Below are 11,411 nucleotides of genomic sequence, written 5' to 3' on the forward strand. Positions count from 1 at the left end.
CTCAGGCGCGCAGGGTCGCGCCGGTCCGGCGCGAGACTTCAGCTACGATCTTCGCGCTCACCGCCTCGATCTCGGCATCGGTCAGGGTGCGCTCCACCGGTTGCAGACGGACCGCGATCGCCACCGATTTCGAGCCCTCCGGAACGCCGGTCCCCTCGTAGAGGTCGAACACCTCGACGCCCGTGACGAGCTTGCGCTCGGCCCCCTGGGCCGCCTTGACGATGTCGCCCGCCGGCACGTCGCGCCCGACCACGAAGGCGAAGTCCCGGGACAGGGGCTGGAACTCGGACAGAGCCAGCGCCGGCTTGGCCTTGGTCGGCTTGTGCTTGGGCAGCGGCAGCGCGTCGAGCACGATCTCGAACGCCACCAAGCTGCCCTTGAGGTCGAGGGCCTGAAGCGTCCGCGGATGCACCTCGCCGAACCAGCCGATCTCGGATTTCGGCCCGAAGCGCAGGGTGCCCGAGCGGCCCGGGTGGAGCCAGGACGGGCCGCCCGCGGTCACCTGGAGACCGCCGGTCGGCACGCCGAGGGCGCCCAGCAGGGCGAGGGCATCGGCCTTGGCGTCGAAGACATCCACAAGCTTGGTCGATCCGTCCCAGTGGCGCCCGGCGCCCGCCAAGGTGGCGCTGCCCCGCCGCACCGCGGCCGCGCGGATGCTCTGGCCTTCCGGCTCGTCCGTGGCGAAGCACTGGCCGACCTCGAACAGGGCCGCATCCGGGTAGCCGCGATCGGCATTGCGCTGTGCGGCCCGGAGCAGCCCCGGCACGAGGCTCGGACGCATGTCCGACAGTTCCGAGGCGATCGGGTTGGCGAGCACCAGATCGGCACCGCCGCCACCGAACTGCTCGGCATCCGCGCGCGGGACGAAGGACCAGGTCACCGCCTCCATCAGGCCACGGCTCGCGAGGGCGCGCTTGGCGGTGCGGGTGCGCTTCTGCATCACGGTGAGCAGCGGCCGGCCGATCCCGGCGAGCCGCGGCAGGGGTTTCGGCTCGATCCGGTCGAGACCGGCGATGCGGACGACCTCCTCGACAAGATCGGCCTTGCCCTCGACATCCGGCCGCCAGGACGGCGTCAGCACCTTCACCCGGTCGCCGGTGCCCGAGATGTGGAAGCCCAGCGTCTCCAGGATGAGCTTGATCTCGATCCGCGACAGCTCGATGCCGGCCAGCCGCCGCACTTCGGTCCACGGGAAGTCGATGATCCGCTCGGATTCCGGCGGCTCGCCGGCGATCGTCGCCTGCGTGGGCGTGCCGCCGCACAACTCGGTCACGAGGCGCGTCGCCAGGTCGAGCCCCGGCAGCGTGAAGGCCGGGTCGATGCCGCGCTCGAACCGGTACCGGGCATCGGTGATGATACCGAGACGCCGCCCGGACTGGGCGATGTTCGCCGGATCCCACAGGGCCGATTCGATCAGCACGTCCGTGGTGCTCTCGTCGCAGCCCGAAGCCTGCCCGCCCATGATGCCGGCGATCGATTCGACGCCGGCCTCATCGGCGATCACCACCACGTCGTCGGTGAGCGTGTGGGTGCGCCCGTCGAGCGCCAGCAGGCTCTCGCCGTCCCGCGCCCGCCGCACCGTGAGCTTGCCCGACACCTTGGCGGCGTCGAACACATGCAGCGGCCGGCCGCGGTCGAAGGTGATGTAGTTGGTGATGTCGACGAGCGCGTTGATCGGGCGCAGGCCGATCGCCCGCAGCCGCGCCTGCATCCAGGCCGGCGACGGGCCGTTCTTCACGCCACGCACCAGCCGGAGGGCGAAGAGCGGGCAGAGCTGCCGGTCCTCCGGCGCGAAGGACAGGTCGACCTCGACGGGGCAGGGGCCTTCGCCCCGCACGCCCGGCAGGGCCTGTTGCTTGAGCGTGCCGATCCCGGTTGCCGCGAGATCGCGCGCGATGCCGTGGACCGAGGTGCAGTCCGGGCGGTTCGGCGTCAGGTTGATCTCGATCACCGGATCGTCGAGCCCGGCATAGAGCGCGTAGCCCTGGCCCACCGGCGCCTCGGCCGGAAGCTCGAGGATGCCGTCATGGTCCTCGCCGAGGCCGAGCTCGGAACCCGAGCACAGCATGCCCCGGCTCTCGACGCCGCGGATCGTGCCGACCGAGAGGGTGATCGCCTTGCCGGGCACGTAGGTGCCGGGCGGCGCGAACACCGTGATGAGGCCGGCCCGCGCGTTCGGCGCGCCGCAGACCACCTGCACCGGCTCGCCCGCGCCGGTCTCGACGGTGCAGACCCGGAGCCGGTCAGCGTTGGGATGCTGCTCGGCCGTCAGGATCCGGGCGACCACGTAAGGCTTGAGCGCGGCCGCCTTGTCCTCGACGCCTTCGACCTCGAGGCCGATCCGCGTCAGCGTCTCGGCGATCGTGTCGAGGGACGCCTCGGTGTCGAGGTGGTCCTTGAGCCAGGAGAGGGTGAATTTCATCAGTCGGAACCTTGCGGCTCAGGAGAGCCGCGCTTTCGTTATGAGGAGGACGGCCAGCTTGCGCCGCTGATCATCGCCAAGGGATTCGAGAGCCTCCACGGCCTCGCGGGCGCGAGCCAGGATCGCGAGGGTTTCATTGCGGCTCACCGGCAGAGCTGGCGAGCTGTAATCGGCCAGATGCCGGCGCTCCTGGAGAACCGTGAAGGTCGCACCGATCCTGGCTACATCCGGCGCGATCTGAGCTGCTTCCGGAGATGTCAGACGCTTCCTGATTTGGCCATGGTCGAGCATGCGGTAGACGGATTCCAGTTCGGCGCTCCGCTTCCAGCCGACGATCACGCTCGCACAGACGAAACAGAAGGCGTGGAACACGGCATAATAGGCGCTGCTCACCGCCCGTCGCATCGCAGCCTTGCGCAAGTTCATGCGGCCGCTCTGGCGCGCCAGCGTGTCCGCCACATCGAGAAGATCATAGACGAGGGGATTGCCGAGACGCGGCATTACGGCTTCTCAAGCTCTTCGTCGTCAGCCAGCACCTCGTCATCAGGATATTCGACGTTCAGGTAGGGAAATCGGTCCTCGCCGCGTTCCAACAGCTTCATCCGCAGATCGGCATTGGCGCCGTTCAAACGTCCGCCGTCGGTGACACCGGATCCTGGCTTGAACACCGCCTTGAGGAACCATGAGGGCTCGCCGGCATGATCGAGGCCGGGCTGCACCTCGACTCGCTCATAGCCGGAACTTCCCAGCGTCCGAGACAGGATCTCGTTGGCGATCGTGCGGATCTCGCCCTCTGTCATCGTGGCCGCCTCCCGCTCGCGCGTTACCCCGTCAAACCGCCGATCAGGCTCGGCACGTCGAGCGGCCGGAAGCCGTAATGGTCGAGCCAGCGGACATCCGCCTCGAAGAACGGCCGCAGATCCGGCATGCCGTATTTGAGCATGGCGATGCGGTCGATGCCGACCCCGAAGGCGAAGCCCTGCACCGCGTCCGGATCGAGGCCGCAATTGCGCAGGACGTTCGGGTGCACCATCCCGCAGCCCAGGATCTCCAGCCAGTCGGTGCCCTCGCCGAAGCGGATCTCGCCGCCTTTGCGGGAGCACTGGATGTCGACTTCGGCCGACGGCTCGGTGAACGGGAAGAACGACGGGCGGAAGCGCATCTTGACGCCGTCGACCTCGAAGAACGCCTTGCAGAACTCTTCCAGCACCCATTTCAGGTTGGCGATGTTGGCTGCTGTGTCGATCACCAGCCCCTCGACCTGATGGAACATCGGGGTGTGGGTCTGGTCGGAATCGTGCCGGTAGGTCCGGCCCGGGATGATCACCCGGATCGGCGGCGTCTGCGACCGCATCGTGCGGATCTGGACCGGAGACGTGTGGGTGCGCAGCACCTTGCGCTTCCCGGTATGGTCCGGCGCCAGGAAGAACGTGTCGTGCATCTCGCGGGCCGGGTGGCCGGGCGGGAAGTTCAGCGCAGTGAAGTTCAGCTCGTCGGTCTCGATATCCGGGCCCTCGGCCACGGCGAAGCCCATATCGGCGAAGATCGCGGTGATCTCGTCGATCACCTGGGTGATCGGATGGATCCGGCCGCGCACCTCCGGCGCCTCGCGCAGGGGCAGGGTCACGTCGACCCGCTCCGAGGCGAGGCGGGCCTCCAGGGCAGCCTCGACCAGGGCGCTCTTGCGGATCGTGACTGCGCCCTGGACCCGGTCCCGCAAGCCGTTGATCAGGGGGCCGCGTTCCTTGCGCTCCTCGGGCGTCATCGAGCCCAGGGTCTTGAGCAGGTCCGAGACGCTGCCCTTCTTGCCGAGCGCGGCCACGCGCACGGCGTCGAGGGTCGCCTCGTCGGACGCAGCCGTCACCTGGGCCAGGAGATCGCGTTCGAGGCTGTCGAGATCGGTCATCGTTTTTTTCGAACTGGGTTGGCGGTCCGTGATCGCCGCATGCTTTTGCGCGCCGTTCGCATTCGCGCAAGTCGGGGCATCCGCGCAAACGGCAACGGGGCCGCCCCGCAGCAGCTCGGAAACAAAAAAGGCGCAGCTCCCAAAGGAGAGCCGCGCCTTCCGTCCGCCTGCGCGGGAGATTGAGCCTCAGGCGGCCTTGGCGGTGGTCTCGGGGAGGGCGGCCTTGGCCTTCTCGACCACGGCAGCGAAGCTCGCCGGCTCGTGGATCGCCAGCTCCGACAGCGCCTTGCGGTCGACGACGATGCCGGACTTCGCAAGACCGTTGATGAAGCGCGAATAGGTCAGGCCGTGCTCGCGCACCGCCGCGTTGAGGCGCTGGATCCACAGTGCGCGGAACGTGCGCTTCTTATTCTTGCGGTCGCGATAGGCATATTGCATGCCCTTCTCGACCGCCTGCTTGGCGATGCGGATCGTATTCTTGCGCCGGCCGTAATAGCCCTTGGCGGCCTTCAGAACTTTTTTGTGCTTCGCGTGACTGGTCACGCCGCGCTTGACGCGGGCCATCGGTTATCTCCTGGTTTCGACGAAAGACAGTGGCAACGGGTGTCGAAGACTTACCGCGCGTTCGGCAGGAAGTACTTCTTCACGTTGGCGGCATCGCCCTCGAACAGGGTCGTGGTGCCGCGCAGGTTGCGGATCTGCTTGGTCGTCCGCTTGATCATCCCGTGGCGCTTGCCGGCCTGGGCGTACATCACCTTGCCGGTGCCGGTGATCTTGAAGCGCTTCTTGGCGCCTGATTTGGTCTTCAGCTTGGGCATTTGGCTCTCCGTTGCGCGAAAATCCCTCCGGGCCGACCCGTGAGGGTCGGATGAGGTGTGCGCGATGATGCTTCTGGTGGAGCAGCACGAGCCGCCACGGCAGCCCTATCGGCCGGGCGGTTCGACGCGGGGCGGCTTATGACAGAAACCCGCAGCGACGGCAACGGCTTCCGCCTCGGCTCGGCACGGCTGCCGCGAGACCGATCCCGGTCCGCGAGGGGGGGCGGGGTTCGGGGAATGCGGGGATAGATCCCGCGCCGCACAAAACGCGCAGCGACACCGTCTGGCGGAGGAACCATAACCTTGGCCGTCGGTTTCATTCATGTCCCGCTCAGGCCGGCAGGGTTAGATCCCCTGTCAAAGTCGGCCAACCAGGAGACACTTCGTGCGCATTGCCCAGATCGCTCCGTTGTCGGAGGCCGTCCCTCCGAAGTTCTACGGCGGCACCGAGCGCGTCGTCAGCTGGATCACCGAGGAACTGGTCCGCCAGGGCCACGACGTCACGCTGTTCGCCAGCGGCGATTCGGAGACGTCGGCGAAGCTCGCGGCCTGCACGCCGGAGGGCCTGCGCCTGCTCGGCTACCGCGATCACACCGCCAGCCACTTGGCCATGCTGCACCAGGTGCACCGCCGGGCTCACGAGTTCGATATCCTCCATTTCCATATCGATCTGCTTCAGTATCCGATGTTCGAGGATCTGAACCACAAGTGCATCACCACGATGCACGGTCGCCTCGACGTGCCGGACTTCATGCCGGTCTACCGCACCTTTACCGGCATGCCGCTCGTGTCGATCTCCGACAACCAGCGCGAGCCCATGCCGCCGAACGTCAACTGGCTGTCGACGATCCATCACGGCCTGCCGTCGCAGAACTGCCCGTACGCCCCGGAGGCCAAGGGCGGCTACCTGGCATTCCTCGGCCGCATCTCCCCGGAGAAGCGCCCCGACCGCGCCATCGAGATGGCGATCCGCTCCGGCACGCCCCTCAAGATCGCCGCCAAGGTCGACAAGGCCGACCAGGATTACTGGGACGAGGTCATCGAGCCGATGACGCATCACCCGCTGGTCGAATATATCGGTGAGATCAACGAGGAGCAGAAGAAGGCCTTCCTCGGCAACGCCCTGGCGCTCGCCTTCCCGATCGATTGGCCGGAGCCCTTCGGCCTGGTCATGATCGAGGCGATGTCGGCCGGCACCCCAGTGATCGCGTTCCGCAACGGCTCCGTGCCGGAAGTGATCAAGGATGGCGTGAGCGGCGTGCTCTGCCAGACCATGGACGACGCGGTCGAGGCCGTGGCCAAGGTCAAGACGATGAGCCGCCAGGGCGTGCGCAAACACTTCGAAAGCCAGTTCACCGCCGAGTGCATGGTCAAGAAATACGTGGCCGCCTACGAGGAGCTGCTCTCCCGCGGGGCCGACGTGATCCAGCTGCCCAAATCCGGCTTCACGCCGCATTACGGCGACGTCAACGGCTCGGCGCGGCCGGCGATCTCCGTCGCGGCGATGCCGGCCTAAGATCCGGCATCGGGCTTGCGAGACACGGCCCGCCCGGCCTAGCGTCGTAAAGGCGCCTCATCCGAATGTTCACGAGGGCCGCCGCATCAGAGCCGATGCGGCGGCCCTCTCGATTCGTACCCCTCACACGCACTCGGAGACGTTCTGCATGGCGGCGGAGAATACGGCGGCCCACAACGCGACCGCCCGGACACAGGCCAGCACCGTCACGGTGGCGCCCGGCTTCCAAGACGCCGACGAGGTGCTGCCGACCTACCACATCGAGGCCCATACCTCGCTGGTCGAGCGGCCCCTGCGCGCGCTGAAGTTCGGCGAGGCCTTCGGGGTCCTGGATTCCTACGGGGATATCGGCGTCCAGCCCGGGCCGGAGGGCCTGTATTTCCAGGACACCCGCTATCTCTCCCGCCTCGAACTCACCGTGGAGGGGCAGCGCCCGCTGATGCTGTCCTCCGTGATGCAGGACGACAACGGCGCGCTCAGCGTCGACATGACGACGCCCGATATCCGCCTCGAGGCTCATGACGAGACCTCGATCCCGCGCGAGACGATCGCGATCGAGCGCACCAAGTTCCTGTTCCGGGGCGCCTGCTACGACCGGATCGGCCTGCGCTCCTTCGATTCGAAGCACCGCCGCCTGCGCATCGCCGTCACCTTCGATGCCGATTACCGCGACCTGTTCGAGGTGCGCGGCACCGACCGGAAGGAGCGCGGCAAGCGCGGCGTCCTGGTGGCGAGCGATCGGGAGGTGCAGTTCCGCTACGTCGGCCTCGACGAGATCGTGCGGACCACGTCGCTGCATTTCGGCCCAAAGCCGGACCTGATCGAGCCGGGCCGCGTCGCCTTCGACGTATCGCTGCCGCCGGAGGGTCGCGCCTCGCTGTTCATTCGCGTGGCCTTCGAAGCCCACCGGGCCTTCACCAAGCCGCCGAGCGACGAGATGGTCGGCGAGGATGCGGCCGCCAAGCTGACGCTCGCGGCCAATGTCGGCGGCGCCCGGCGTGAGCCGAAGGACCTCGCCGAGGGCATGATCTTCGCGCGCGCCTACCGCGATTCGCGCCGGGACCTGCGCGCGCTGACGGCGGGGATCACCACGATCATCTCGTCGAACGACCAGTTCAACGAGGGCCTGTGCCGGGCCACTGCCGACCTCTACATGCTGGCGAGCCGGACGCCGGAGGGGATCTACCCGTTCGCCGGCATCCCCTGGTATTCCACGGTGTTCGGCCGCGACGGCATCATCACCGCCCTGATGGCGCTGTGGATCGATCCGAAATTCGGCCGCGGCGTCCTGCGCTACCTCGCTGCCACCCAGGCCCAGGCGGTCGACCCGGCCGCCGACGCGCAGCCCGGCAAGGTGCTGCACGAGACCCGCCGCGGCGAGATGGCGATGCTCGGCGAAGTGCCGTTCCGCCACTATTACGGCACGATCGACGGCACGCCGCTCTTCGTGATGCTGGCCTGGGAATATTACGGCGTCACGGGCGACCTTGAGACGATCCGGGCGATCTGGCCGTCGCTGGAACTCGCGCTGGAATGGATGGACCGCTACGGCGACCGGGACGGGGACGGCTTCGTCGAATACGCCCGCGACACCGACAAGGGCCTGGAGAACCAGGGCTGGAAAGACAGCCACGATTCGATCTTCCACGCTGACGGCCAGCTCGCCAAGGGGCCGATCGCGCTCTGTGAGGTCCAGGGCTATGTCTACGCCGCCAAGACCGGCATGGCCAAGCTCGCGGCTCTGCTCGGGCACGACCCGATGGCCGAGCGGCTCTCGCTCGAAGCCACCGCCCTGCGCGAGCGCTTCGATGCGGCCTTCTGGAACGAGGAGCTCGGCACCTACGCGCTGGCGCTGGACGGCGCGAAGAAGCAATGCGCCGTGCGCTCCTCGAATGCCGGGCACGCCCTGTTCACCGGCATCGCCAAGCCCGAGCGGGCGGCCCGGGTCGCCGAAACCCTGCTGTGCAAGGACGGGTTCAACGGCTGGGGCGTCCGCACCATCGCCAAGGGCGAGGCGCGCTACAACCCGATGTCCTACCACAACGGCTCGATCTGGCCGCACGACAACGCGCTGATCGCGATGGGGCTCGCCCGCTACGACCGCAAGCATGAGGCCGCGCGCATCTTCCAGGGGATGTTCGACACCTCGCTCTACCAGGACCAGAAGCGCCTGCCGGAGCTGTTCTGCGGCTTCATGCGCCGGCGCCAGCGCGGTCCCGTGGCCTACCCGGTCGCCTGCAGCCCGCAGGCCTGGGCGGCGGCGGCGCCGTTCGCGTTCCTGGCCGCCTGCCTCGGCCTGGAACTCGACCACGACCGCAACAGCGTCCGGCTCAAGAACCCGATCCTGCCGGGGTTCCTCGACGGCGTGACGCTCTACAACGTCAAGCTCGGATCCTCGCGCCTCGACATCCGGTTCCAGCGCTACGACGATGACGTCACGGTGTCGGTGCTGCGCCGCCACGGCGACGTGCATGTGGTGGTGACGAAGTAGGCGCCGCGTCCCGCCGCAGCCCCAGGATCGGGCTGCGGCGGCAAGCCCTCGGATGTCGGGTCTCGCCGGTCGTTGGCAGGGCGAGGACGACACCGGCGGTGTCGGCACGCTGCCAGACCCGGCGGACGGGATCGCACGTGTCGTGGCCGGGCACCGTAAGGGTGAAGGTCTGCGGCAGGCGATGCCGGCGGGAGACCGACAGCTTGGCGCCGCACGGCGACATGTCCCGCAGGATGCAGCTGATGGATTCGCCATCGGGACACCGGATCGTCGCCGGGATCAGGACCGCCCGCCGCTGGCCGTCGCGCCTGGTGGCTGCCGCGCCGACGGGGAAGCCGATCGCGGTGCTCCTCAGAGCTTGTTTGACGGCGTGATCGCAGTCGCGTGCCGGTTCTGACCGACGTGTATCCCAATCGTCCCCTCATCCTGAGGTGCTGCGCAGCAGCCTCGAAGGAGCCTTCCAGGGATCGCGCGGCTGGCTGGAGGGCTCCTTCGAGGCTGCTGCGCAGCACCTCAGGATGAGGTCGAGAAGAGGAAAGACCGGTCAAACGGGCTCTCATTGGCGTCATCCCATTGCGTTCTATTCAATGGCGCGCTTGTTTCCGCCGAAACGACCGACTCGGTCTGACTGCGTCGCGACGCAAATCAGACTTCACGCATTCGTGTGAGGCTTGAGCGTGGCGCTTCGATCCGCGCTGCCAACCGGATGCCCAAGGCGCGTCCCGTACGGCAGGACTGGCGCACCGCCTTCGGATCCCACCGACTTGGTGTAAGGGGCATCGCAAGACCTGTTGTCCCGGGACTCGCACATGCCGGCCGACCATTCCGCCCTGTCACTTGCCCAAAAGCTGATCCGCTGTCCCTCGGTCACGCCGGAGGATCGCGGTGCCCTCGACGTGGTGGCGCAGGCCCTGGAAGAGGTCGGTTTCGCGATCGCGCGGCCGGTCTTCTCCGAGCCGGGCTATCCCGATACGCCGAACCTCTATGCGCGCCTCGGCGAGCGCGGCCCCTGCCTGGTCTTCGCCGGCCATACCGACGTGGTGCCGGAAGGCGACGGGGCCTGGCGCCACGGCCCGTTCGAGGCGGCGGTGGCGGATGGCATGCTTTACGGGCGCGGGGCCGCCGACATGAAGGGCGGCATCGCCTGCATGCTGGCCGCGACCCTGGCCTTCATCGCGGGCCGGGGCCGCGCGTTTCCCGGCTCGATCGCCTTCCTGATCACCGGCGACGAGGAGGGGCCAGCGGTCAACGGCACCGTCAAGCTGCTGGACTGGGCCCGCGCCCGGGGCGAGCGCTTCGACCATTGCCTGCTCGGAGAGCCGACCAATCCCGGCCGTCTCGGCGAGATGATCAAGATCGGCCGTCGCGGCTCGCTCACCGGCAAGCTCACGGTGCTCGGACGCCAGGGCCACGTCGCCTATCCGCACAAGGCCGAGAACCCGATCCCCGGTCTGCTGCGGCTCGCCTCGGCGCTGGTCGCGGAACCGCTCGACGGTGGCACCGCGCATTTCGACGCCTCGAACCTCGAATTCACGACGATCGATGTCGGCAACCCCGCCACCAACGTGATCCCGGCCACCGCCCGGGCGACGTTCAATGTCCGCTTCAACGACGACTGGACCGCCGCCAGCCTCGGCGCCGAACTCCGGAAGCGTCTGGAGCAAGCGGCCGGCAACGCCGTGCGCTTCACCCTCGACCTGCAGCCGTCGAACGCCCCGGCCTTCCTGACCCAGCCGGACGCCTTCGTGGATCTGGTGTCCCAGGCGATCCAGGCCGAGACCGGCCTGACGCCGACGTTGTCCACCACCGGCGGCACCTCGGATGCCCGGTTCATCAAGGATGCCTGCCCGGTGATCGAGTTCGGCCTCGTCGGCGAGACCATGCACCAAGTCGATGAATGCGTGGCGGTGGCCGATCTCGACCGGCTGACGGCGATCTACGGGCGGGTGTTGGAGGCCTACTTCCCCAAGCGGGGCTGACGGCGCTGCACGGTCAGATCCCGTCCTTCCAACCCGCGCCCTCATCCTGAGGTGCCCGCGTCAGCGGGCCTCGAAGGAGCCCTCCAGATGGCTCCGCGATCCCTGGAGGGCTCCTTCGAGGCCTCCGCTTCGCTCCGTCACCTCAGCGACTGTGTTGGAGGTCAAGCGCTTTGCCATGGTTTTTCATCCCTGAGCATGGCGTTGAGGATGGTGAGGAGCTTGCGGGCGGCGGCGATGACGGCGACCATCTTGGGCTTGCCGGCAGCGACCAGGCGGTCG

10 protein-coding genes and 1 pseudogene are annotated in these 11,411 nt (G+C 67.9%); 3 read left to right on the plus strand and 8 right to left on the minus strand.

Going from position 1 to position 11,411, the window contains the following annotated elements; translation table 11 throughout:
• Nucleotide 1: 1 nt before the first annotated feature.
• From pheT to rpmI, 6 genes are all read right to left on the minus strand, one after another.
• Nucleotides 2–2,422 (minus strand): phenylalanine--tRNA ligase subunit beta, encoded by a 2,421-nt coding sequence (pheT, locus tag MKK67_RS15085; protein WP_243965861.1) that lies wholly within the window; start codon nucleotides 2,420–2,422, stop codon nucleotides 2–4.
• 18 nt (nucleotides 2,423–2,440) lie between these two features.
• On the minus strand, nucleotides 2,441–2,923 hold the full coding sequence (locus MKK67_RS15090; protein WP_243965862.1) for a hypothetical protein: 483 nt from the start codon (nucleotides 2,921–2,923) through the stop codon (nucleotides 2,441–2,443).
• Nucleotides 2,923–3,222, minus strand: a complete 300-nt coding sequence (locus tag MKK67_RS15095; protein ID WP_243965863.1) for a hypothetical protein — start codon at nucleotides 3,220–3,222, stop codon at nucleotides 2,923–2,925. Before MKK67_RS15095 ends, MKK67_RS15090 begins: the two co-directional genes overlap by 1 nt.
• A gap of 23 nt (nucleotides 3,223–3,245) precedes the next feature.
• Complete coding sequence (pheS, locus tag MKK67_RS15100) at nucleotides 3,246–4,328, minus strand: phenylalanine--tRNA ligase subunit alpha (protein ID WP_243965864.1); 1,083 nt, start codon at nucleotides 4,326–4,328, stop codon at nucleotides 3,246–3,248.
• 186 nt (nucleotides 4,329–4,514) lie between these two features.
• Nucleotides 4,515–4,892 (minus strand): 50S ribosomal protein L20, encoded by a 378-nt coding sequence (gene rplT / locus MKK67_RS15105; RefSeq protein ID WP_007561402.1) that lies wholly within the window; start codon nucleotides 4,890–4,892, stop codon nucleotides 4,515–4,517.
• Nucleotides 4,893–4,942: 50 nt separating this feature from the next.
• A complete protein-coding gene (gene rpmI / locus MKK67_RS15110) occupies nucleotides 4,943–5,146 on the minus strand; it encodes a 50S ribosomal protein L35 (protein ID WP_007561407.1) in 204 nt (67 codons plus the stop codon).
• A 385-nt stretch (nucleotides 5,147–5,531) separates the two neighbouring features.
• Here rpmI and MKK67_RS15115 point away from each other — a divergent pair, with 385 nt between their 5' ends.
• Together MKK67_RS15115 and MKK67_RS15120 are read left to right on the plus strand one after the other, a co-directional pair.
• Nucleotides 5,532–6,662, plus strand: a complete 1,131-nt coding sequence (locus MKK67_RS15115) for a glycosyltransferase family 4 protein (RefSeq protein WP_243965865.1) — start codon at nucleotides 5,532–5,534, stop codon at nucleotides 6,660–6,662.
• 148 nt (nucleotides 6,663–6,810) lie between these two features.
• On the plus strand, nucleotides 6,811–9,153 hold the full coding sequence (locus MKK67_RS15120) for a glycogen debranching N-terminal domain-containing protein (RefSeq protein WP_243965866.1): 2,343 nt from the start codon (nucleotides 6,811–6,813) through the stop codon (nucleotides 9,151–9,153).
• Here MKK67_RS15120 and MKK67_RS32940 read toward each other — a convergent pair.
• Nucleotides 9,098–9,508: a PilZ domain-containing protein gene (locus tag MKK67_RS32940; RefSeq protein WP_409568404.1), complete on the minus strand. Its 411-nt coding sequence runs from the start codon at nucleotides 9,506–9,508 to the stop codon at nucleotides 9,098–9,100. The genes MKK67_RS15120 and MKK67_RS32940 overlap by 56 nt on opposite strands.
• Before the next feature lie 454 nt (nucleotides 9,509–9,962).
• Between MKK67_RS32940 and dapE the strand changes: the two genes are divergently transcribed.
• A complete protein-coding gene (dapE, locus tag MKK67_RS15125) occupies nucleotides 9,963–11,132 on the plus strand; it encodes a succinyl-diaminopimelate desuccinylase (protein ID WP_243965867.1) in 1,170 nt (389 codons plus the stop codon).
• 161 nt (nucleotides 11,133–11,293) lie between these two features.
• Here the strand turns inward: dapE and MKK67_RS15130 are convergent.
• Nucleotides 11,294–11,411, minus strand: a pseudogene (locus MKK67_RS15130) (IS110 family transposase); the annotation flags it as partial.

This window comes from Methylobacterium sp. J-072 (genome assembly GCF_022829425.1).
Lineage (GTDB): Bacteria > Pseudomonadota > Alphaproteobacteria > Rhizobiales > Beijerinckiaceae > Methylobacterium.

What these genes read in the sequence shown, in the direction of transcription:
- dapE (WP_243965867.1), top strand. Translation starts at nt 9,963, where the DNA reads ATGCCGGCCGACCATTCCGCCCTGTCACTTGCCCAAAAGCTGATCCGC.
- MKK67_RS15095 (WP_243965863.1), bottom strand. Translation starts at nt 3,222, where the DNA reads ATGACAGAGGGCGAGATCCGCACGATCGCCAACGAGATCCTGTCTCGG.
- rplT (WP_007561402.1), bottom strand. Translation starts at nt 4,892, where the DNA reads ATGGCCCGCGTCAAGCGCGGCGTGACCAGTCACGCGAAGCACAAAAAA.
- MKK67_RS15090 (WP_243965862.1), bottom strand. Translation starts at nt 2,923, where the DNA reads ATGCCGCGTCTCGGCAATCCCCTCGTCTATGATCTTCTCGATGTGGCG.
- pheS (WP_243965864.1), bottom strand. Translation starts at nt 4,328, where the DNA reads ATGACCGATCTCGACAGCCTCGAACGCGATCTCCTGGCCCAGGTGACG.
- pheT (WP_243965861.1), bottom strand. Translation starts at nt 2,422, where the DNA reads ATGAAATTCACCCTCTCCTGGCTCAAGGACCACCTCGACACCGAGGCG.
- rpmI (WP_007561407.1), bottom strand. Translation starts at nt 5,146, where the DNA reads ATGCCCAAGCTGAAGACCAAATCAGGCGCCAAGAAGCGCTTCAAGATC.
- MKK67_RS15120 (WP_243965866.1), top strand. Translation starts at nt 6,811, where the DNA reads ATGGCGGCGGAGAATACGGCGGCCCACAACGCGACCGCCCGGACACAG.